We start from the raw sequence: 22,669 nt of genomic DNA on the forward strand, positions 1-22,669 counted from the left end.
CCTCCGTAGGATCCGAGGCGGCGCCCGAGCGTACGCAAGCAGAACAACTCCCGAAGAATGTCAGAAAGCAGGCGGCTAGGTGTCCGAGCAAGAACTCGAACGGCAGATCACTCCCGAAGATGGTCTGGAGAACGAGGAGTACGGAACGGAGGGGGAGGTCGAGGCCCCCGCCTCCGACGTGCCTGCTGACGATTCCGACGCCTACCCCACAGCGACCGACGTCGCTGCCGAGGACGGCCTGCTCGCGGACGACGTCGAGGCCGACCCGACCGCCGGATCCGACGAGCTCGGCATCGACGAGGCCGGAGCTGACGGGGTCGACACCGAGGACGGGGTCGACACCGAGGACGGGGCCGACTCCGAGGAGACCGACCCCGATGCCGACGGTTCGGAGGACGCGGACGCCGAGGAGGCTCCCGTCGTCGATCCCGTAGCTGAGTTTAAGGCCAAGCTCCGTCGCCAGGACGGTGACTGGTACGTCATCCACTCCTACGCCGGCTACGAGAACCGCGTGAAGGCCAACCTCGAGACCCGTATCCAGACGCTGGACATGGAGGATTTCATCTACGAGATCCAGGTCCCGATGGAAGAGGTCGTCGAGATCAAGAACACGCAGCGGAAGATCGTCAACCGCGTGCGCATCCCGGGCTACGTGCTCGTGCGGATGGAACTGACGGACGAGTCCTGGGGCGCCGTGCGCCACACGCCGGGCGTCACGGGCTTCGTGGGCAACGCTCACAACCCCGTTCCGCTCAGCCTGTCCGAGGTCTTCTCGATGCTCGAGCACACGATCGTCCACATGGACGCCGAGTCGGGCAAGCCGGTCCAGCCCGCTTTCACCCCGGCGACGGTCAACTTCACGGTCGGCGAGCCCGTGACCGTCAACGAGGGCCCCTTCGAGACCCTCCAGGCCACCATCTCCGAGATCAAGCACGAGTCGCAGCAGCTCGTCGTGCTGGTCTCGATCTTCGAGCGCGAGACCCCGGTCACGCTCTCGTACACGCAGGTCACGAAGATCCAGTAAGCTTCGTCGCCTCCCGGCTCGCTTAGCCGGGGAGCGACGTCAGGCCGTCACGCCATGACGGCCACCACCCCGCGCGGACGCTCCTGTCCCGCGGGATCGCAATGCAAGAGAAGGACCCTTTCATGGCCCCCAAGAAAAAGGTCACCGGCCTCATCAAGCTGCAGATCAATGCAGGCGCCGCCAACCCGGCTCCTCCCATTGGTCCCGCGCTCGGTCAGCACGGTGTCAACATCATGGAATTCTGCAAGGCGTACAACGCCGCCACGGAGTCCCAGCGCGGCAACGTCATCCCCGTGGAGATCACGGTGTACGAGGACCGCTCGTTCACCTTCATCACCAAGACCCCGCCGGCAGCCGAGCTCATCAAGAAGGCAGCCGGAGTCGCCAAGGGATCGGGCACGCCCCACACGGTGAAGGTCGCCAAGCTGACCAACGCGCAGGTCGAGGAGATCGCCACCATGAAGATGGACGACCTCAACGCCAACGACGTCCAGGCAGCTGCCAAGATCATCGCCGGCACCGCCCGCTCCATGGGCATCACGGTCGAGGGCTGACGCACCTCGACATCCGCCCCGGCCGGTCCCTCCGGCCAGGGCACACCACCACCAGACGGCACGACGACGACGCTCCGGCGTACGACGGCGTGAGTGGCAGGGCCCAGCGCGGTCCGACGACCACGACTGCATAAGGAGAACAAGCAGATGGCACAGCGCAGCAAAGCATATCGAGGAGCCGCCGCGAAGATCGAGGCGGACAAGCACTACGCCCCCCTTGAGGCGGTCGTCCTCGCGAAGGAGACCAACCCCTCCTCGTTCGACGCCACGGTCGAGGTGTCACTCCGCCTCGGAGTGGACCCCCGTAAGGCGGACCAGATGGTTCGCGGAACGGTGAACCTTCCCCACGGCACGGGCAAGACCGCCCGCGTCCTGGTCTTCGCCACCGGTGAGAAGGCAGAGGCCGCGATCGCTGCCGGCGCCGACTTCGTCGGTTCCGACGACATGATCGAGAAGGTCTCGGGCGGCTGGACCGACTTCGACGCCGCCGTTGCGACCCCGGACCTCATGGGCAAGGTGGGACGCCTCGGAAAGATCCTCGGCCCCCGCAACCTGATGCCGAACCCGAAGACCGGCACGGTCACGGCCGACGTCGCGAAGGCGGTCACCGACATCAAGGGCGGAAAGATCGACTTCCGCGTGGACAAGCACTCGAACCTCCACTTCATCATCGGCAAGGTCTCCTTCCAGGAGCAGCAGCTGGGCGAGAACTACGCTGCGGCGCTCGAGGAGATCCTCCGCCTCAAGCCGTCGGCCTCGAAGGGACGCTACATCCAGAAGGCGACCGTCTCGACGACTTTCGGTCCCGGCATCCCGGTCGACCCGGCCGTCACCAAGGTGTTCGCCGTCTAGGTCGACCCACGCTCACGGAAAAGCCCTGCGGCATGCGCCGCGGGGCTTTTCTGTGCCCGGGAGGTGGAACGCGGAGGAGAACGCCTTCATGCTCGACGTCAATACGGCGCTGGGGTTCCGTCCGTCCGGACGCACCGCGGGCTGGCAGAAGGTCACCGCGACGGCCTGATTTGGTGAGCACTCCCGGCGTCCCGTACGCTTGGAGGACCAAAGACCGTCGGTCGATCCCTTTCCGCTTCCGAGCAGCGCACCCGTGCGTCGTGATGAAGAAGGACGAGGATCCGAAAGTTCCCGTGAGGGACGGCCTACGCAGGTGAACGAAGCTTCTCCCCACCGGCCTTGCGCCCGTGTCGAGCCCAGCCCCGTGCATCTGCACGGGGCGTTTTTTATTGGGGCTGGCACGCCCGGCGCCTATTCCCGGAAGGAGGGTTATGGCAACGCCTACAAAGGTTTCCGCAGTGGATGAGATCACCACCGATTTCAACGAATCCACCGCTGCTGTCCTGACCGAATACCGTGGACTCACCGTTGCAAAGCTGAAGGAACTGCGTCGCGCCCTCGGTGCCGACACCAAGTTCTCGGTCGTCAAGAACACCCTGACCGGCATCGCGGCGAAGGAAGCAGGCATCGACGCGTTCGAAGGCCAGCTGTCCGGACCCACCGCGATCGCCTTCATCAAGGGCGACGCCGTTGCAGCAGCGAAGAGCCTCACGGATTTCGCGAAAGCCAACCCGAAGCTCATCATCAAGACCGGCATCTTCGAGGGCAAGGCTCTCGAGGCCTCCGAGGTCGTCGCCCTGGCAGCACTCGAATCACGTGAGCTCCAGCTCTCGCGCGTCGCAGCCGTCCTCAAGGCACCGATGTCCGCTCTCGCGCGGACTGCCGACGCCCTGCGGGTCAAGCTCGAGGAAGAAGGCGGAGCCGCATCGGCGGACGACGCCGGAACCCCCGCCGCCGAGGAAGCTGCTGCTCCTGCAGACGCCGCTCCCGAAGCCCCCGCCGCAGAGGAAGCTGCTGCACCCGCAGACGCTGCTCCTGAAGCCCCCGCTGCCGAGGAAGCCGCTGCGCCCGAACAGGCGTAGTTCTTCTCGACCCCCTCATGCTCACGGTGCCCAGCACCACTAACGGAAGGACGCCACTCATGGCGAAGCTCACCAACGAAGAGCTCATCGAAGCTTTCAAGGAACTGTCCATCATCGAACTCTCGAACTTCGTCAAGTTGTTCGAGGAGACCTTCGACGTGACCGCTGCTGCGGTCGCCGTCGCAGGCCCCGCCGGTGGCGGCGCCGACGCAGTCGAAGAGGAGCAGACGGCATTCGACGTCATCCTCGAGGCTGCAGGCGACAAGAAGATCGCAGTGATCAAGGAAGTTCGCGCGCTCACCTCGCTCGGCCTCAAGGAAGCCAAGGACGTCGTCGACAGCGCGCCCAAGGCCGTCCTCGAGGGCGCAACGAAGGAAGCTGCCGAGAAGGCCAAGGAGTCCCTCGAGGCTGCCGGCGCCACCGTCACGCTCAAGTAGTAGTACCGACGCATCGTCCCGTTCGACGGGACACGCATCACCCGAAAGGCCCCGCTTCCTGCGAAGCGGGGCCTTTCATGTTCTCAGCGGGTCCCCTCCGGCTCCGGCGCGGACGCGGGTGGCTTGTGCCCGGAGGTCAGGCCAGGGGGTCGCCGCGGTCGGGGGCGTCGGGGAGGGGCTAGCGCCAGAGCAGCAGGGCCTCGCCCTGGCCGCCGCCGCCGCACAGGCTTACCGCCGACCGCCCTCCACCGCGACGCGTGAGCTCCATGGCCGCATGCAGGGCCAGGCGCGCACCTGATGCGCCGATCGGGTGGCCGAGGGCGATCGCGCCTCCGTGGATGTTGCACTGCTCGAGCGGGTACCCGAGATCCTTCAGCGACTGCACGGCCACCGATCCGAAGGCCTCGTTGATCTCGATGAAGTCGAGCTCCGCCGCCGTCCAGCCCGCGCGCTCCAGCGCCTGCGCGATCGCCGCCGACGGTTGTGAGTGCAGGGTGTTGTCCGGTCCGGCGACCTGACCGGGCTTCCCGACGACGGCGAGGACGGTCAGCCCCGCCTCTTCCGCGTAGGACCGCGAGGTGAGCACGAGCGCTGCGGCGCCGTCGGACAGCGGCGACGAGTTGCCCGCCGTGATGGCGCCATCGGGGTTGAACGCCGGCCGCAGGGCACCGAGTGATTCCACCGTGGTGGCCGGTCGGATGCCTTCGTCCGTGGTGAGGACGAGGTCGTCGCCCTTGCGCTGCTTCACCGTGACGGCCACGATCTCCTCGGCCAGGACGCCGCTCTCCGTCGCCGCTGCGGCACGCTGGTGGGACGCCGCGGCCACGCCGTCCTGCGCAGCGCGGTCGATCTCCAGCCGCACGTTGCCGCGCTCGGTGGAGGCGCCCATCGACTCGGCGTCGAAGGCGTCGGTCAGGCCGTCGTGGGCCACGGAGTCGAGCGCCTGGATGGATCCGTAGGTCCAGCCCTGGCGCGAGCCGGGCAGCAGGTGAGGCCCTCGCGTCATCGATTCCTGCCCACCGGCGACCACCACGTCGGCCTCGCCGGCCCGGATCAGGCGCGCGGCGTCGATGACAGCGGTGAGCCCGGAGAGGCAGACCTTGTTCAGGGTGGTCGCGGGGACGTTCCAGGGGACGCCCGCCTTCACGGCGGACTGCCGCGCCGGGTTCTGACCGCACCCCGCCTGGACCACGTGACCCATCAGGACGGCGCCCACGGACGCGGGGTCGACACCCGAGCGCTCGAGCGCGCCCCGGATGGCGAGTGCGCCGAGCTCGACGGCGGTGAAGGACGCGAGCTGACCGTTGAGGCGCCCCTGGGGTGTCCGGGCACCTCCCACGATCACGACGTCGTCGGGTGCGGGCGTGGGTGTCGCCATGGCGATGCTCTCTTTCGTCCTTGAATGATGCCGTGGTGTCCTGGGGCGCTGCCCCGGGGCGTATCGTGCGGGGGTGGAGCGTCAGGCGGACGTGCGTGGCCCGGGCCCGTCGGCGCCCTGCGGGTAGAGCAGGGGGAGCTGGAGGGTGAGCCACGGGCTGAAGGCCCAGGGGGTGGCGGTGACGGCCCGGACGAGCTCCGCGGCGTCGACCCACTGCACGTCCATGACCTCGTCGGGCAGCGGATCGACCGCACTGTCGGCCATCGCCGTGTACACCGGGCAGATCTCGTTCTCGACGATCCCCGAGGCGTCGACCGCCCGGTACCGGAAGTCCGGCAGGGCCGGCCTGATGTCGCGGACGGTGAAACCGAGCTCCTGCGCCGCGCGACGACGCACGGCGTCCTCGAAGGCCTCACCAGGGGCGGGGTGTCCGCAGAACGAGTTGGTCCAGACGCCGGGCCAGGCCTTCTTGCCCAGCGCACGGCGCGTGACCAGGATGCGGCCGGCGTCGTCGTAGACGTGGGTGGAGAACGCGAGGTGCAGCGGGGTGTCGAGGGTGTGGACGGTCGCCTTCTCGTGCGTCCCGAGCGGAGTGCCGTCCTCGGCGAGCAGGACCACCAGTTCGGTGGCGCCGTCCGCGGCCGTGCCGCCCGTGACGTCCTGCTGCATCGTCCCTGCTTCGCTCGCCATCATGGCTCTCTTCCCGCTGCTCGTCCGTGCACCCCGCGGCCCGTCGGCTCGGGCCCGTGGGCCGCCGTCGTCCGTCCGCGTTTCGTCAGGCGCGCCTCATCCGTTGTTTACTTTACCTATGGACATGGACACTCTGCTGGTCGAGCCCGCCGGGCTCCAGCAGGTCGAGGGTGCCCTCGAGCGTCTGTTCGAGGAGTCGAAGGTCCGCGCCGCGAAGATCGGCCCCGGGTACCACGCGCTCTGGGAGACCCTCGAGCGGTGCACCGCCGGCGGCAAACGGTTCCGTCCGCGCCTGGTGATGTCCGCCTACCAGACGCTCGGCGGGCGTGACCTCGAGAACGCCGCCGTTCTCGGCGCCGCGTTCGAGCTGCTGCACACCGCACTGATCGTGCACGACGACGTCATCGATCGGGACTTCGTGCGCCGCGGCATCCCCAACGTGTCCGGCCGGTACCGCAATCTCGCGGAGGCGGCGGGCATCGCTCCCGCAGGCGCGCAGCACATCGGCATCTCCGCGGGCGTGGTGGCCGGTGACCTCGCCCTCTCCAACGCCCACCGTCTGCTGGACCGCGTCCATGCGGAGCCGGCGATGCGCCGCAGCCTCGGTGACATCTTCGACGAAGCGGTGTTCGCCTCGGCCGCGGGGGAGTTCCTCGACATCGAGACGTCGCTGACCTCCGAGATGCCGCCGCTCGACGAGATCGTCCGCATGGCGCGGCTGAAGACCTCGGTGTACTCGTTCGAAGGTCCCCTGCAGGCCGGCGCTGTCCTCGCCGGCGCGGAGGAGGAGGTCATCGTGCGCCTCGGCGACTTCGGCCGTGACGCGGGGATCGCCTACCAGATCGCCGACGACCTCCTCGGCGTCTTCGGCAACGAGACCCGGACCGGCAAGACGAACTGGGGTGACCTCCGCGAGGGCAAGCGAACGGCACTGCTCGCCTATGTCGCGGCGCGGCCCGAATGGTCCCGCATCTCCTCGCTCGTCGGCAGCCCCGGCATGTCCGCGGCCGACGCCGACGTGGTGCGCCGCGTCCTCGTGGACAGCGGGGCGAAGCAGTACTCGGCGGACCTCGCAGCGGAGTACGCGGACCGCGCGCGGACGCACCTGGACGCCGACGTGATCCCCGCTGCCATGCGGCACGCCCTCGATCCCGTGGTGACGGCGCTCGTGGACCGGGTGCACTGAGTGGGCATCGACGACTCCCTCGCGCGGTACAACGCCGCCGCGCTCAAGACCTCCGCGGAGGTCATCCGCTGCTACTCGACGTCCTTCGGTCTCGCCTCGCGGATCCTCGACCGCACCACGCGCGGCCACATCGAGGCCGTGTACGCCCTCGTGCGCGTCGCCGACGAGATCGTCGACGGCGCCGCCGCGGGTGCCGGTGTGTCGCCCGACGGCGTCCGAGCGCTGCTCGACGGCCTCGAACGCGAGACGGAGCACGCCATGGCCACGGGCTACAGCGCGAACCTCGTGGTCCACGCGTTCGCCGTCACGGCACGCACCACCGGGATCGGCGTCGACCTGACACGTCCTTTCTTCGCGTCCATGCGGGCCGACATCACCCAGCACGAGCACACCCAGGAGTCGTTCGACCTCTATGTCTACGGATCCGCGGAGGTCGTCGGCCTGATGTGCCTGCGGGCGTTCCTCGTCGGCCGTCCGGTCACCCCGGGGGAGGACGCCGTGCTCGTCGACGGTGCCCGCCATCTCGGTGCCGCCTTCCAGAAGATCAACTTCCTGCGGGACCTCGCGGAGGACTTCTCGACCCTCGGGCGCAGCTACTTCCCCGGCGTCCGCCCGGGAAGCTTCACCGAGGCGGACAAGGCACGGCTGCTGGACGACATCGACGAGGACCTGAGGATCTCGGCCGCGGCCCTTCCGGGGCTCCCCGCGACGCCGCGACGCGCCGTCGCCCTGGCCCAGGGACTCTTCACGGAGCTCGCCCTCCGGTTGCGGCGCACGCCCGCCGACGACCTCCTGAGGGCGCGCGTCCGGGTACCCAACCCGGTCAAGGTCCGCATCATGGCGCAAGCTTTCGCCGGTCGCGCGTTACCGGGACTCACCGCGCACGAGAGGACGGCATGACCACGACAGCTTCACCGAACAGGGGAACACGTCCGCGCGTCGGCGGACAGGACGTCGTCGTCATCGGCGGCGGTATCGGAGGGCTTGCGACGTCGGCCCTGCTGGCCAAGGAGGGCCACCGCGTCACGCTGCTCGAGAAGCGTGACCAGGTGGGCGGCCGCGCCGGGTCGTGGGAGCAGGACGGCTTCCGCTTCGACACCGGCCCGTCCTGGTACCTCATGCCCGAGGTGATCGATCACTTCTTCAAGCTCATGGGCACCAGCGCCGCCGAGCAGCTTGACCTCGTGAAGCTGGACCCCGGGTACCGGGTGATCTTCGAGAAGGGCCTCGACACCGTCGACGTCCCCGCCGACCGCGAGGCCGTCACCAAGCTGTTCGAGTCCATGGAGGCCGGTGCCGGCCAGCAGCTCTCGCGCTACCTCGACTCGGCCGAGGACGCCTACGAGATCGCGAAGAAGCGCTTCCTCTACTCCACCTTCCAGTCCTTCCTGCCGTTCTTCAGGCCTGACGTGCTGCGGAGGCTCCCGCGCATCGGGTCGCTCCTCCTGCAACCCCTGCAGTCCTTCGTCGAGAAGCGCTTCAAGGACCCCCGGATCCAGCAGATCCTCGGCTACCCGGCCGTGTTCCTCGGCAGCTCGCCGTTCGACGCACCGAGCATGTACCACCTGATGAGCCACCTCGATCTCGACGACGGCGTGCTGTACCCGATGGGCGGCTTCACCACGCTGATCGAGGCGATGCGCCGCGTCGCCGAGGAGGCAGGCGTCGACATCCGGACGCAGGCCGACGTCGTCTCCATCGACACCGACGCGCGGACACCCGGGCGCTCACCCCTCGACCGGAAGGTCGCGACGGTCCGCTCGGTCACCTACGCCTCGAAGGGTGCGACGACGACGATCGACGCCGACATCGTCGTCTCCGCCGCCGATCTGCACCACACCGAGACCACGCTGCTGCCGGGCGAGCTGCAGACCTACCCGGAGAAGTACTGGGACACGCGCGTGCCCGGGCCGAGCGCCCTGCTCCTCTACCTCGGCGTCCGTGGGGGCCTGCCGCAGCTCGAGCACCACACGCTGCTCTTCACGACCGACTGGCGGGACAATTTCGGGCGCATCTTCGGCAAGGAGACCTCCGTGCCGTCGCCCGCGTCCCTCTACGTCTGCCGACCGAGCGCCACCGACGACTCCGTGGCGCCCGAAGGCCATGAGAACGTCTTCGTGCTGGTGCCCATCCCCGCCGACGTCACCATCGGCAAGGGAGGGTTCGAGGGCGGGGGAGACGCACGCGTCGAGGAGCTGGCCGACACCGTCGTGCAGCAGATCGCCGACTGGGCCGGCATCTCGGATCTCGCCGAACGCATCGTGGTCCGTCGCAGCTACGGTCCGCAGGACTTCGCGGAGGATCTCAACGCCTGGCGCGGCACGTCCCTCGGGCCGGCACACATCCTCAAGCAGAGCGCGTTCTTCCGGGGCTCGAACCGCAGCGCGAAGGTCGAGAACCTGTTCTACGCCGGCAGTTCGACCGTCCCCGGCATCGGCATCCCGATGTGCCTCATCAGCGCCGAGCTGATCGTCAAGCGTCTCCGCGGGGACACCAGCACCGGTCCCCTGAGGGAGCCGGCCCTGGGGTAGGAGGGTGCGCCGACGCTGCCCACAGTGGGCGCGCCGGGCTTGACGCACCAGGGGGAAAGAGGCTAGTGGACTTTCGCTGCGGCGTGCCGTAGTGTAGGTCTTTGCGTCTTCCCTCTAAACCTCAGCCTTCATATAGCGGTGGGCTTTGCTCTGCTCTCGTCGTCTACCTGGCCACACGGTTCGGGTTCACGCGGACGGACTACAGGTGAGTACTGAGATCCCCGCAGCATCCTGCGGTGGCGGTGCTGAGGCGAAGCGCTGACAAGCCTGACGGTCTGTGGAAGGACTCCTCTTGGTCGCCTCGAGCACCTCAAATAATGCAACCGCTACCAGCCAGGTCGACGCCGACGGCGCCGCACCACGGCTCTCATTCGCAAAGATTCACGAACCGCTTGACGTCCCCAACCTCCTCGCCCTGCAGACGGACAGTTTCGACTGGCTCGTAGGCAACGAGCGCTGGAAGGTGCGCGTGGAAGAGGCGTTGGAGAAGGGCCTGCAGGGTGTGGCCACCACGTCCGGGCTCGCCGACATCTTCGAGGAGATCTCCCCGATCGAGGACTTTCAGGGCACCATGTCCCTGAGCTTCTCGGAGCCCGAGTTCGCGGACCCCAAGTACACGATGGCCGAGTGCAAGGATCGCGACGCGACCTACTCGGCGCCGCTGTACGTCAAGGCCGAGTTCATGAACAACAACACGGGTGAGATCAAGCAGCAGACCGTGTTCATGGGTGACTTCCCCCTCATGACCGACAAGGGCACGTTCGTCATCAACGGCACCGAGCGCGTCGTCGTGTCGCAGCTCGTCCGCTCGCCGGGTGCCTACTTCGAGCGCACCGCCGACAAGACCAGCGACAAGGACATCTTCAGCGCGAAGATCATCCCGTCGCGCGGTGCCTGGTTCGAGCTCGAGATCGACAAGCGCGATCAGGTCGGCGTCCGCCTCGACCGCAAGCGCAAGCAGTCCGTCACGGTGCTCCTGAAGGCCCTCGGCTGGACCGAGGGGCAGATCCTCGAGGAGTTCGGGCAGTACGACTCCATCCGCGCCACCATGGAGAAGGACGCCACGGAGACCCGCGAGGACGCCCTCCTGGACATCTACCGCAAGCTCCGACCGGGCGAGCCCCCCACGGTCGAGGCTGCCCAGACGCTCCTGGACAACCTGTACTTCAACGCCAAGCGCTACGACCTCGCGAAGGTCGGACGGTACAAGATCAACCGCAAGCTCGGCATCGACAAGGACCTCACGGACTCCGACGCCTCGGTGCTGAACATCGACGACATCGTCGCGATGATCAAGTTCCTGGTCGCGCTCCATGCCGGTGAGAAGACCCTCGGCGGCAAGCGTGACGGCGGCGACGTGGAACTCCGCGTCGAGGTCGACGACATCGACCACTTCGGCAACCGTCGCATCCGCGCCGTGGGCGAGCTCATCGAGAACCAGGTCCGTACGGGCCTCTCCCGCATGGAGCGCGTCGTCCGCGAGCGGATGACCACGCAGGACGTCGAGGCGATCACGCCGCAGACCCTGATCAACATCCGTCCCGTCGTCGCCGCGATCAAGGAGTTCTTCGGGACGTCCCAGCTGTCGCAGTTCATGGACCAGAACAACCCGCTCGCCGGACTGACGCACAAGCGTCGCCTGTCCGCACTGGGCCCGGGTGGTCTGTCCCGTGACCGCGCCGGCATGGAGGTCCGCGACGTGCACCCGTCGCACTACGGCCGCATGTGCCCCATCGAGACCCCTGAAGGCCCGAACATCGGCCTCATCGGTTCGCTCGCGTCCTACGGCCGCATCAACGCGTTCGGGTTCATCGAGACCCCGTACCGCAAGGTCGTGGACGGCATCGTCACCGAGCAGATCGACTACCTGACGGCGGACGACGAGGTGGAACGCCTCATCGCGCAGGCCAACGCCCCGCTGGCCGCTGACAACACGTTCGTCGAGGACATGGTCCTCGTGCGTACCCGCGGTGGCTCCGGCGAGCCCGTCCTCGTCACGCCCGACGAGGTCGAGTACATGGACGTCTCCCCGCGCCAGATGGTCTCCGTCGCCACCGCGATGATCCCGTTCCTGGAGCACGACGACGCGAACCGCGCCCTCATGGGTGCGAACATGCAGCGCCAGGCCGTTCCCCTGCTCCGTTCCGAGCGTCCCCTCGTGGGCACCGGCATGGAGAAGAACGCGGCCGTCGACGCCGGTGACGCCGTCACCGCGACGAAGGCCGGTGTGGTCAAGGAGGTCTCGGCCGATCTGGTCAGCGTCCTCAACGACGACGGCACCGAGACGAACTACCCGATCATGAAGTTCGCCCGATCGAACCAGGGCAACGCGTACAACCAGCGCGTCCTGGTCTCCGAGGGCGACCGCCTCGAGTTCAACACGATCATCGCCGACGGTCCCTCGACCGATCAGGGCGAGCTCGCGCTGGGCAAGAACATGCTCGTCGCGTTCATGTCCTGGGAGGGTCACAACTTCGAGGACGCGATCATCCTGTCGCAGCGCATCGTCTCGGACGACGTCCTGACGTCGATCCACATCGAGGAGCACGAAGTCGATGCTCGCGACACCAAGCTCGGTGCCGAGGAGATCACGCGTGACATCCCGAACGTCTCCGAGGAGGTCCTCGGGGCCCTCGACGAGCGCGGCATCATCCACATCGGTGCCGAGGTCGAGGCCGGCGACATCCTCGTCGGTCGTGTCACCCCGAAGGGCGAGACCGAGCTGACCCCGGAGGAGCGCCTGCTGCGCGCCATCTTCGGCGAGAAGAGCCGTGAAGTCCGCGACACCTCGCTGAAGGTCCCCCACGGTGAGTCGGGAACTGTCATCGGCGTGCGCATCTTCGATCGCGACAACGACGACGAGCTGCCCCCGGGCGTCAACCAGCTCGTCCGCGTGTACGTGGCGCAGAAGCGCAAGATCACGGACGGCGACAAGCTCGCCGGTCGCCACGGCAACAAGGGCGTCATCTCCAAGATCCTGCCGATCGAGGACATGCCGTTCCTCGAGGACGGCACGCCCGTGGACATCGTGCTCAACCCGCTCGGCGTCCCCGGACGCATGAACGTGGGCCAGGTGCTCGAGATCCACCTCGGCTGGGCCGCCAAGCAGGGCTGGAAGATCGACGGCAACCCGGAGTGGTTGAAGAACCTCCCGAACCTGCCCCGTGAGATCGACACCACCACCGTCGCCACCCCTGTGTTCGACGGCGCCACCGAGGACGAGATCGTCGGCCTCCTCGGCTCCACGAACGTGACCCGCGACGGCGACCGCCTGATCGGCGAATCCGGCAAGGCGCGTCTGTTCGACGGCCGCTCCGGCGAGCCGTTCCCCGACCCGATCTCCGTCGGCTACATGTACATCCTGAAGCTCCACCACCTGGTGGACGACAAGATCCACGCCCGTTCCACCGGCCCGTACTCGATGATCACGCAGCAGCCGCTGGGTGGTAAGGCGCAGTTCGGTGGCCAGCGCTTCGGTGAGATGGAGGTGTGGGCCCTCGAGGCCTACGGTGCGGCGTACACGCTGCAGGAACTCCTGACGATCAAGTCGGACGACATCCACGGACGCGTCAAGGTGTACGAGGCCATCGTCAAGGGCGAGAACATCCCCGAGCCGGGTGTCCCCGAGTCCTTCAAGGTCCTCATCAAGGAAATGCAGTCGCTCTGCCTGAACGTGGAAGTCCTCTCCACCGACGGCACCACGATTGAAATGCGTGACTCGGATGAAGAAGTCTTCCGGGCCGCGGAGGAACTGGGCATCGACCTCTCACGGGCCGAGCCGAGTTCTGTCGAGGAAGTTTAGGTTTCACCCGACCGGTCCAGTCCGGTACCCGGAACGGCGGCAACGAAATTTCTGCGGCCGCAGGCGGCCTTGAAATATTAAAGCCGCCTTCCTCCGGGCACCTCCCTGGACCGGTGGGGGACTCAACTCCCCGCCGCACCCCACGAGACTTCAAGAATTTAGAGAACAAAGAGAGAACAGGGACCCTATGTCCAGCGAATCCTCCTTCGGCCTCATGCGAATCGGCCTTGCCACCGCGGACGAAATCCGCGGTTGGTCCTACGGCGAGGTCAAGAAGCCGGAAACCATCAACTACCGCACGCTCAAGCCCGAGAAGGACGGCCTCTTCTGCGAGAAGATCTTCGGCCCTTCCCGTGACTGGGAGTGCTACTGCGGCAAGTACAAGCGCGTGCGCTTCAAGGGCATCATCTGTGAGCGCTGCGGCGTCGAGGTGACGCGTGCGAAGGTGCGCCGTGAGCGCATGGGGCACATCGAGCTCGCCGCTCCCGTCACGCACATCTGGTACTTCAAGGGCGTGCCCTCACGTCTGGGCTACCTGCTGGATCTCGCTCCGAAGGACCTCGAAAAGGTCATCTACTTCGCCGCGTACATGATCACCTCGGTCGACGAGGAGAACCGCCACACCGAACTGCCGAACCTCCAGGCCGAGCACGACCTCGAGAAGAAGCAGATGACGGACCAGCGCGACTCCGACATCGCCGCGATCGCCAAGGACCTCGAGGACGAGCTCGCCCGTCTCGAGGGAGAGGGCGCCAAGGCCGCCGACAAGAAGAAGGCCCGCGACTCCGCCGACCGCCAGATGGCGAACGTCCGCAAGCGCGCGGATGCCGACATCGAGCGCCTGGTCCAGGTGTGGGAGCGGTTCAAGACCCTCAAGGTCGCCGACCTCGAAGGTGACGAGGGCCTGTACCGCGAGCTCCGTGACCGCTACGGATTGTACTTCGAGGGCTCCATGGGTGCCGAGGCGATCAAGAAGCGCCTCGAGAACTTCGACATGCCCGCCGAGGCAGAGATGCTCCGCGACGTCATCCAAAACGGCAAGGGCCAGCGCAAGACGCGTGCCCTGAAGCGACTCAAGGTGGTCAACGCCTTCCTGACGACGACGAACAGCCCGCTGGGCATGGTCCTCGACGCCGTGCCGGTGATCCCGCCGGAGCTGCGCCCGATGGTCCAGCTCGACGGTGGCCGTTTCGCGACGTCCGACCTCAACGACCTGTACCGCCGTGTCATCAACCGCAACAACCGCCTCAAGCGCCTGCTCGATCTCGGTGCCCCCGAGATCATCGTCAACAACGAGAAGCGCATGCTGCAGGAAGCGGTCGACTCCCTGTTCGACAACGGTCGTCGTGGCCGTCCTGTCACCGGACCGGGCAACCGTCCCCTGAAGTCCCTCTCGGACATGCTGAAGGGCAAGCAGGGTCGTTTCCGCCAGAACCTCCTCGGCAAGCGCGTCGACTACTCGGGCCGTTCGGTCATCGTCGTCGGCCCGCAGCTGAAGCTGCACCAGTGCGGTCTGCCCAAGCAGATGGCCCTGGAGCTCTTCAAGCCGTTTGTGATGAAGCGCCTGGTGGACCTCAACCACGCGCAGAACATCAAGAGCGCCAAGCGCATGGTCGAGCGCTACCGCCCCCAGGTGTGGGACGTGCTCGAGGAGATCATCACCGAGCACCCCGTGCTGCTGAACCGTGCACCCACCCTGCACCGTCTCGGCATCCAGGCGTTCGAGCCGCAGCTCGTCGAGGGCAAGGCACTCCAGCTCCACCCGCTGGTCTGTGGTGCCTTCAACGCTGACTTCGACGGCGACCAGATGGCAGTCCACCTGCCGCTGAGCCCCGAGGCCCAGGCCGAGGCGCGCATCCTGATGCTCTCCTCGAACAACATCTTGAAGCCGTCCGACGGCCGTCCGGTCACCCTGCCCTCGCAGGACATGATCATCGGTCTGCACCACCTCACCACCAAGCGTGAGGGAAGTGCCGGCGAGGGTCGCGTGTTCACCAGCATGGCCGAGGCCATCATGGCCTTCGACATGGGCTCGCTCCACCTCAACTCGGTGGTCCGGATCCGCGTGGACAACTTCGTGCCGAGCGCCGACATTGCCGCTCCCGAGGGCTGGGAGCCGGGTACGCCCGCGCTCATCGAGACCTCCCTCGGGCAGGTCCTGTTCAACGAGACGCTTCCACTGGACTACCCCTGGGTGGAGAAGGTCGCCGACAAGGGCCAGCTCTCGACGATCGTCAACGATCTCGCGGAGCGGTACCCGAAGGTCGTCACGGCTGCCACGCTGGACAACCTGAAGGACGCCGGCTTCTACTGGGCAACCCGCTCGGGCGTCACCGTCGCCATCTCGGACATCTCCGCGCCCATCAACAAGGCCGGGATCATGGAGGGCTACGAGACGCAGGCCGCCAAGGTCCAGTCGCAGTTCGACAAGGGCCTGATCGCCGACGAGGAGCGCCGTCAGGAGCTCATCGACATCTGGAACAAGGCGACCAACGAGGTCGCCGCGTCCATGCGCGCCGCCATGCCGAAGGACAACACCATCAACCGCATGGTGTCCTCCGGCGCCCGTGGTAACTGGCTGCAGGTCCGCCAGATCGCCGGTATCCGTGGCCTCGTGGCCAACCCGAAGGGCGAGATCATCCCGCGCCCGATCAAGTCCTCGTACCGCGAGGGCCTGTCGGTCCTGGAGTATTTCATCGCCACGCACGGTGCCCGTAAGGGTCTGGCCGACACCGCTCTGCGTACCGCCAACTCGGGGTACCTGACGCGTCGCCTGGTCGACGTCTCGCAGGACGTCATCGTCCGCGAGGACGACTGCGGTACGGAGCGTGGCCTGAAGGTCGTCATCGCCGTGCCGAACGCCGACGGCGAGCTGGTGCTGCACGAGGAGGTCGAGAACTCGGCGTACGCCCGTACGCTGGCGACCGACGTCGTCGACTCCAAGGGCGCCGTCCTGGCAGCCGCGGGATCGGACCTCGGGGACGTCGTCATCGGCGAGCTCTTCGAGGCCGGTGTCACCGACATCAAGGTCCGCTCGGTCCTGACCTGCGAGTCCAGCGTCGGCACGTGTGCCCTCTGCTACGGCCGCTCGCTCGCGACCGGCAAGACAGTGGACATCGGAGAGGCCGTCGGCATCATCGCCGCACAGTCCATCGGTGAGCCCGGCACGCAGCTGACCATGCGTACGTTCCACACCGGTGGTGTGGCATCGGCGGAGGACATCACCCAGGGTCTGCCCCGTATCCAGGAGCTGTTCGAGGCGCGTACCCCCAAGGGTGTCGCCCCGATCTCCGAGGTCTCCGGCCGCGTCACCATCGAGGATGCCGAGAAGCAGCTTCGCCTGGTGGTCACGCCCGACGACGGGTCCGAGGAGATCGCGTACCCGGTCCTGCGCCGTGCACGCCTCCTGGTGTCCGACGGCGACCACGTCGAGGTCGGGCAGCAGCTCGTCTTCGGTGCGGTGGACCCGAAGCAGATCCTCCGGATCCTCGGCCCCCGTAAGGCCCAGGAGTTCCTGGTGGACGAGGTCCAGCGCGTGTACCGCAGCCAGGGCGTCGGCATCCACGACAAGCACGTGGAAGTCATCGTCCGGCAGATGCTCCGTCGCGTCACCGTGATCGAGTCCGGCGAATCGGACCTGCTCCCCGGTGAGCTGGCCGAGCGTCGCCGCTTCGAGGACGAGAACCGCCGCGTGGTGTCCGAGGGCAAGAAGCCGGCCTCCGGCCGTCCCGAGCTCATGGGTATCACCAAGGCGTCGCTCGCCACCGAGTCGTGGTTGTCGGCCGCTTCCTTCCAGGAGACCACGCGTGTCCTCACGCAGGCCGCCATGGAAGGCAAGAGCGATCCGCTGCTCGGCCTCAAGGAGAACGTCATCATCGGTAAGCTCATCCCGGCCGGTACCGGCCTGGACCGCTACACGAAGGTCACGGTCGAGCCCACCGAGGAAGCGAAGGCGAACCTCTTCACCGGTCCGAGCGCGTTCAGCGACTTCGACTACGCCGGTGTCGAGGGTGGCCTCAGCCCCGAGTTCCACGCGATCCCGCTGGACGACTACGACATGGGTAACGGCGACTTCCGCTAGGACGTCGTCGTCGCCGGGAGCAGTGCTCCCGGCGACACCTCCCGGCCCCGCCGACGCACCGCCGCCGTCGGGACCGGGGAGACGGGCCCCGGACCATCTGGTCCGGGGCCTGTGTCGTCTCCGGGTCCGTGCCCTCGAGGTTCGACGGCATGGCCGGCGACAGACGCGAGGCCTTCCAGGCCTGTGCAGGTCGGGCTCGGGGGAGGGCGCCTGGCGGGCCACCGTCCACGCTCTGGTAGACTGGGGCGTAATTGTTTGTGTGGCAGTGGATTGGCGTTGCGAAACGTATCTCCGTGTTGTACGTAGGTTGTACAACGAATGCCACGCTTTTGCACGCCTGCAGTCGTTTCGGCAGCTCCCCGGCAGTGCGCAAACGACTGATCATCCCGGCCTCTGGATGGTGCGGCCCTGAGAAGGCGCCGCAACCGCGGAGTAGGGCGACAGAGAACTTATCTTCAGACATTACGGAGAACACGAAAGTGCCTACGATCAACCAGCTGGTCCGTAAGGGCCGGACACCCAAGGTCGCGAAGACCAAGGCTCCCGCGCTGAAGGGCAGCCCCATGAAGCGCGGCGTCTGCACCCGCGTCTACACCACCACCCCGAAGAAGCCGAACTCGGCACTGCGCAAGGTGGCCCGCGTCCGTCTCAACGGCGGCATCGAGGTCACGGCGTACATTCCCGGCGTCGGTCACAACCTCCAGGAACACTCCATCGTGCTCGTGCGCGGCGGCCGTGTGAAGGACCTTCCGGGCGTTCGCTACAAGATCGTCCGCGGCGCACTGGACACCCAGGGCGTCAAGAACCGCAAGCAGGCTCGTAGCCGCTACGGCGCGAAGATGGAGAAGAAGTAATATGCCTCGTAAGGGCCCGGCCCCGAAGCGGCCGCTCGTTGTTGATCCCGTCTACGGTTCACCCCTGGTCACGCAGCTGATCAACAAGGTGCTGGTCGACGGCAAGAAGTCCACCGCCGAGCGCATCGTCTACGGTGCCCTCGAAGGTGCACGCGCCAAGTCCGGCGGTGACCCCGTGGCGGCACTGAAGAAGGCCATGGACAACGTGAAGCCGACCCTCGAGGTCCGTTCACGTCGTGTCGGTGGCGCCACCTACCAGGTCCCCGTCGAGGTCAAGCCGGGCCGTTCCACGGCACTGGCACTGCGCTGGCTGGTCGGCTACTCGAAGGCCCGCCGCGAGAAGACCATGACCGAGCGTCTGCAGAACGAGATCCTCGATGCCTCGAACGGTCTCGGCGCAGCCGTGAAGCGTCGCGAGGACACGCACAAGATGGCCGAGTCGAACAAGGCCTTCGCACACTACCGCTGGTAGCAGGCCGATCGGCCGGGCCGCCTCCCACGAGGAGCAGCCCGGCCGCCGGTCCAGCAGAACTCCATTCTCGTCATAAGGGAGACACCGTGGCACAGGACGTGCTTACAGACCTCAACAAGGTCCGCAACATCGGCATCATGGCCCACATCGACGCCGGCAAGACCACTACTACCGAGCGCATCCTGTTCTACACGGGTGTGAACCACAAGATCGGCGAGACGCACGACGGCGCCTCCACGACCGACTGGATGGAGCAGGAGAAGGAACGCGGCATCACGATCACGTCTGCCGCCGTGACCTGCTTCTGGGAGAACAACCAGATCAACATCATCGACACCCCCGGGCACGTCGACTTCACGGTCGAGGTGGAGCGCTCGCTGCGCGTCCTCGACGGTGCCGTCGCCGTGTTCGACGGCAAGGAGGGCGTCGAGCCTCAGTCGGAGACCGTCTGGCGTCAGGCCGACAAGTACGAGGTCCCTCGCATCTGCTTCGTCAACAAGATGGACAAGCTCGGCGCGGACTTCTACTTCACCGTCGACACGATCATCAGCCGCCTGGGCGCCAAGCCCCTGGTGCTGCAGCTCCCCATCGGTGCCGAGAACGACTTCGTCGGCGTCGTGGATCTGCTTTACATGCGCGCGCTGGTGTGGCCCGGCGATGCCAAGGGCGACGTGACCATGGGCTCCAAGTACGAGATCCAGGAGATCCCCGCGGATCTCCAGGAGAAGGCTGAGCAGTACCGTGCCACCCTGGTGGAGACGGTCGCGGAGTCCTCCGACGAGCTCATGGGCAAGTACCTCGAGGGCGAGGAGATCTCCATCGAGGAGCTGAAGGCCGGCATCCGCAAGATGACGATCAACTCCGAGCTCTACCCGATCCTCTGCGGTTCCGCGTTCAAGAACCGCGGTGTGCAGCCGATGCTCGACGCCGTCATCGACTACCTGCCGTCGCCCCTCGACGTCCCGCCGATGATCGGTCACGATCCTCGCAACGAGGAGATCGAGATGACGCGCAAGCCGAGCACCGAGGAGCCCTTCTCGGCCCTCGCGTTCAAGGTCGCCACGCACCCGTTCTTCGGACAGCTGACGTTCATCCGCGTGTACTCCGGGCACGTCACGGCCGGCACGCAGCTCGTCAACTCGACGAAGAACAAGAAGGAGCGCGTCGGGAAGCTGTTCCAGATGCACGCCAACAAGGAGATCCCTGTCGAGGAGGCCTCGGCCGGCCACATCTACGCGGCCATCGGCCTGAAGGACACCACCACCGGTGACACCCTCTCCGACTCGACGAACCAGATCGTCCTGGAGTCCATGAGCTTCCCCGCTCCGGTCATCTCCGTCGCGATCGAGCCGAAGACGAAGGGTGACCAGGAGAAGCTCTCCACGGCCATCCAGAAGCTCTCGGCCGAGGATCCCACCTTCCAGGTGTCGCTCAACGAGGACACCGGGCAGACGATCATCGCCGGCATGGGCGAGCTCCACCTGGACATCCTGGTGGACCGCATGCGCCGCGAGTTCCGCGTCGAGGCGAACGTGGGCAAGCCCCAGGTCGCCTACCGCGAGACGATCAAGAGCAAGGTCGCCAAGCACGACTACACCCACAAGAAGCAGACGGGTGGGTCGGGCCAGTTCGCCAAGATCCAGATCGCCATCGAGCCGATGGAGGTCGAGGACGGCGTGCTGTACGCCTTCGACAACAAGGTGACCGGTGGCCGCGTGCCGCGCGAGTACATCCCGAGCGTCGACGCCGGCATCCAGGATGCTCTCAACGACGGCGTCCTCGCGGGCTACCCCGTGGTGGGCATCAAGGCGACTCTGCTCGACGGCGCCTACCACGACGTCGACTCCTCGGAGATGGCCTTCAAGATCGCCGGCCGTATGGCGTTCAAGGAAGCCGCCCGTATGGCGAAGCCCGTGCTGCTCGAGCCCCTGATGGAGGTGGAGGTCCGCACGCCCGAGGAGTACATGGGTGAAGTCATCGGTGACCTCAACTCGCGTCGTGGCCAGATGCAGTCAATGGAGGACGCCAGCGGTGTCAAGGTCATCACGGCCCACGTGCCCCTCTCGGGCATGTTCGGCTACATCGGTGACCTCCGGTCGAAGACCCAGGGTCGTGCCGTGTACTCGATGAAGTTCGACAGCTACTCGGAGGTCCCGAAGGCAGTCGCCGACGAGATCATCCAGAAGACGCGCGGCGAGTAGATCGCCCTCCCGGGAACGGGAATCCCAGGGGCGGGGGAGTGGCCGGCAGGAGTGCCGACCACCCCCCGCCCCGACCGCCGGATCAGCTGTTCCCGGCGGCGTAGAGCAATTTCATCAAAACCAAAAGCCCCCAGTAGACTTGCATGAGTTTCAGCCGCGACAAGCGTGGCTGGGAAGCAATTCTTCTCAAACGTTCTAGGAGGAACCCGTGGCGAAGGCAAAGTTCGAGCGGACTAAGCCGCACGTTAACATCGGCACCATCGGTCACGTCGACCATGGTAAGACCACGTTGACGGCTGCCATCTCGAAGGTGCTGTACGACAAGTACCCCACCATCAACGAGCAGCGTGACTTCGCGTCGATCGACTCGGCTCCCGAGGAGAAGCAGCGCGGCATCACGATCAACATCTCGCACGTCGAGTACCAGACCGAGAAGCGTCACTACGCGCACGTCGACGCCCCCGGTCACGCCGACTACATCAAGAACATGATCACCGGTGCCGCCCAGATGGACGGCGCGATCCTCGTGGTCGCCGCGACCGACGGTCCGATGGCCCAGACGCGTGAGCACGTTCTGCTCGCCCGCCAGGTCGGTGTCCCGTACCTGCTCGTCGCCCTGAACAAGTCGGACATGGTCGACGACGAAGAACTGCTCGACCTCGTCGAGATGGAGGTGCGCGAGCTCCTCAGCGCCCAGGGCTTCGACGGCGACGACGCCCCCGTGGTGCGCGTCTCCGGCCTGAAGGCCCTCGAAGGAGACGCCGAGTGGGTCAAGTCCGTCGAGGAACTGATGGAAGCTGTCGACAACAACGTGCCCGACCCGGTGCGTGACAAGGACAAGCCCTTCCTGATGCCCGTCGAGGACGTCTTCACGATCACCGGTCGTGGAACGGTCGTCACCGGCCGCGCCGAGCGTGGAACGCTGAAGATCAACTCGGAGATCGAGATCGTCGGTATCCGTCCGGTCCAGAAGACCACGGTCACCGGTATCGAGATGTTCCACAAGCAGCTCGACGAGGCCTGGGCCGGCGAGAACTGTGGGCTCCTGCTCCGCGGCATCAAGCGCGAGGACGTCGAGCGCGGCCAGGTCATCGTCAAGCCGGGTTCCATCACCCCGCACACCGATTTCGAGGCCAACGTCTACATCCTGGCGAAGGACGAGGGCGGGCGTCACAACCCGTTCTACTCGAACTACCGCCCGCAGTTCTACTTCCGTACCACGGACGTCACCGGTGTCATCACCCTCCCCGAGGGCACCGAGATGGTCATGCCCGGTGACAACACCGAGATGACCGTCGCGCTGATCCAGCCGATCGCCATGGAAGAGGGCCTCGGCTTCGCGATCCGTGAAGGCGGCCGTACGGTCGGCTCGGGACGTGTCACGAAGATCCTGAAGTAGTCCAGCACCACCTTCCCGCCGGCTGACGCCGGTAGGAGAACAGAGGGCCCCCGTCGACACGACGGGGGCCTTCTGCGTTGCACCACGGCCCCGGTTCGCAATCGGGGCGGGTATCTGCCACACTGG

Annotated in this window: 16 protein-coding genes; 14 read left to right on the plus strand and 2 right to left on the minus strand. The window is 66.6% G+C overall.

From position 1 onward, the window contains the following. Positions 1-79: 79 nt before the first annotated feature. The 5 genes from nusG (at position 80) to rplL (ending at position 3,949) form a co-directional block, all read left to right on the plus strand. Complete coding sequence (nusG, locus tag AC4D12_RS03170) at positions 80-1,024, plus strand: transcription termination/antitermination protein NusG (protein WP_490948322.1); 945 nt, start codon at positions 80-82, stop codon at positions 1,022-1,024. A gap of 122 nt (positions 1,025-1,146) precedes the next feature. Beyond that, positions 1,147-1,578: a 50S ribosomal protein L11 gene (gene rplK / locus AC4D12_RS03175; RefSeq protein ID WP_490948323.1), complete on the plus strand. Its 432-nt coding sequence runs from the start codon at positions 1,147-1,149 to the stop codon at positions 1,576-1,578. A gap of 147 nt (positions 1,579-1,725) precedes the next feature. Continuing rightward, the gene (gene rplA / locus AC4D12_RS03180) at positions 1,726-2,430 is read left to right on the plus strand and encodes a 50S ribosomal protein L1 (RefSeq protein WP_490948325.1); all 705 of its coding nucleotides are present in this window, start codon (positions 1,726-1,728) and stop codon (positions 2,428-2,430) included. A gap of 431 nt (positions 2,431-2,861) precedes the next feature. Beyond that, positions 2,862-3,512, plus strand: coding sequence for a 50S ribosomal protein L10 (rplJ, locus tag AC4D12_RS03185; RefSeq protein ID WP_490948326.1), 651 nt, complete (start codon positions 2,862-2,864; stop codon positions 3,510-3,512). A gap of 59 nt (positions 3,513-3,571) precedes the next feature. Continuing rightward, the gene (gene rplL / locus AC4D12_RS03190) at positions 3,572-3,949 is read left to right on the plus strand and encodes a 50S ribosomal protein L7/L12 (RefSeq protein ID WP_490948327.1); all 378 of its coding nucleotides are present in this window, start codon (positions 3,572-3,574) and stop codon (positions 3,947-3,949) included. A 178-nt stretch (positions 3,950-4,127) separates the two neighbouring features. On the opposite strand, the gene AC4D12_RS03195 is transcribed toward rplL, so the two are convergent. Then, on the minus strand, positions 4,128-5,327 hold the full coding sequence (locus AC4D12_RS03195) for an acetyl-CoA C-acetyltransferase (RefSeq protein ID WP_490948328.1): 1,200 nt from the start codon (positions 5,325-5,327) through the stop codon (positions 4,128-4,130). Positions 5,328-5,408: 81 nt separating this feature from the next. Beyond that, positions 5,409-5,996 carry an isopentenyl-diphosphate Delta-isomerase gene (gene idi, locus AC4D12_RS03200; RefSeq protein WP_490948329.1) on the minus strand — a complete coding sequence of 196 codons (588 nt, stop codon included), beginning with the start codon at positions 5,994-5,996 and terminating at the stop codon, positions 5,409-5,411. A 145-nt stretch (positions 5,997-6,141) separates the two neighbouring features. Here idi and AC4D12_RS03205 point away from each other — a divergent pair, with 145 nt between their 5' ends. The 9 genes from AC4D12_RS03205 to tuf all read left to right on the plus strand — a co-directional run bounded on the left by AC4D12_RS03205 (position 6,142) and on the right by tuf (position 22,543). Then, on the plus strand, positions 6,142-7,203 hold the full coding sequence (locus AC4D12_RS03205) for a polyprenyl synthetase family protein (RefSeq protein ID WP_490948330.1): 1,062 nt from the start codon (positions 6,142-6,144) through the stop codon (positions 7,201-7,203). Next, complete coding sequence (locus AC4D12_RS03210; protein ID WP_490948331.1) at positions 7,204-8,103, plus strand: phytoene/squalene synthase family protein; 900 nt, start codon at positions 7,204-7,206, stop codon at positions 8,101-8,103. Next, positions 8,100-9,734, plus strand: a complete 1,635-nt coding sequence (gene crtI / locus AC4D12_RS03215; RefSeq protein ID WP_490948332.1) for a phytoene desaturase family protein — start codon at positions 8,100-8,102, stop codon at positions 9,732-9,734. Before AC4D12_RS03210 ends, crtI begins: the two co-directional genes overlap by 4 nt. A 292-nt stretch (positions 9,735-10,026) precedes the next feature. Beyond that, on the plus strand, positions 10,027-13,536 hold the full coding sequence (gene rpoB / locus AC4D12_RS03220) for a DNA-directed RNA polymerase subunit beta (protein WP_490948333.1): 3,510 nt from the start codon (positions 10,027-10,029) through the stop codon (positions 13,534-13,536). 187 nt (positions 13,537-13,723) lie between these two features. Beyond that, positions 13,724-17,617 (plus strand): DNA-directed RNA polymerase subunit beta', encoded by a 3,894-nt coding sequence (locus AC4D12_RS03225; RefSeq protein ID WP_490948334.1) that lies wholly within the window; start codon positions 13,724-13,726, stop codon positions 17,615-17,617. A 479-nt stretch (positions 17,618-18,096) separates the two neighbouring features. Further along, positions 18,097-18,471, plus strand: coding sequence for a 30S ribosomal protein S12 (rpsL, locus tag AC4D12_RS03230; protein ID WP_490948335.1), 375 nt, complete (start codon positions 18,097-18,099; stop codon positions 18,469-18,471). 1 nt (position 18,472) lies between these two features. Continuing rightward, positions 18,473-18,943, plus strand: coding sequence for a 30S ribosomal protein S7 (gene rpsG / locus AC4D12_RS03235; protein ID WP_043440595.1), 471 nt, complete (start codon positions 18,473-18,475; stop codon positions 18,941-18,943). Positions 18,944-19,029: 86 nt separating this feature from the next. Beyond that, complete coding sequence (gene fusA / locus AC4D12_RS03240) at positions 19,030-21,144, plus strand: elongation factor G (protein WP_490948337.1); 2,115 nt, start codon at positions 19,030-19,032, stop codon at positions 21,142-21,144. Positions 21,145-21,352: 208 nt separating this feature from the next. Continuing rightward, a complete protein-coding gene (tuf, locus tag AC4D12_RS03245) occupies positions 21,353-22,543 on the plus strand; it encodes an elongation factor Tu (protein ID WP_490948339.1) in 1,191 nt (396 codons plus the stop codon). Positions 22,544-22,669 lie beyond the last annotated feature (126 nt).

The organism is Arthrobacter sp. TJ-266 (assembly GCF_058269115.1).

Coding starts and splice junctions, on each gene's coding strand:
- rplK (WP_490948323.1), top strand. CDS start 1,147: ATGGCCCCCAAGAAAAAGGTCACCGGCCTCATCAAGCTGCAGATCAAT.
- rplA (WP_490948325.1), top strand. CDS start 1,726: ATGGCACAGCGCAGCAAAGCATATCGAGGAGCCGCCGCGAAGATCGAG.
- rplJ (WP_490948326.1), top strand. CDS start 2,862: ATGGCAACGCCTACAAAGGTTTCCGCAGTGGATGAGATCACCACCGAT.
- rplL (WP_490948327.1), top strand. CDS start 3,572: ATGGCGAAGCTCACCAACGAAGAGCTCATCGAAGCTTTCAAGGAACTG.
- AC4D12_RS03195 (WP_490948328.1), bottom strand. CDS start 5,327: ATGGCGACACCCACGCCCGCACCCGACGACGTCGTGATCGTGGGAGGT.
- idi (WP_490948329.1), bottom strand. CDS start 5,996: ATGCAGCAGGACGTCACGGGCGGCACGGCCGCGGACGGCGCCACCGAA.
- AC4D12_RS03205 (WP_490948330.1), top strand. CDS start 6,142: ATGGACACTCTGCTGGTCGAGCCCGCCGGGCTCCAGCAGGTCGAGGGT.
- crtI (WP_490948332.1), top strand. CDS start 8,100: ATGACCACGACAGCTTCACCGAACAGGGGAACACGTCCGCGCGTCGGC.
- AC4D12_RS03225 (WP_490948334.1), top strand. CDS start 13,724: ATGTCCAGCGAATCCTCCTTCGGCCTCATGCGAATCGGCCTTGCCACC.
- rpsG (WP_043440595.1), top strand. CDS start 18,473: ATGCCTCGTAAGGGCCCGGCCCCGAAGCGGCCGCTCGTTGTTGATCCC.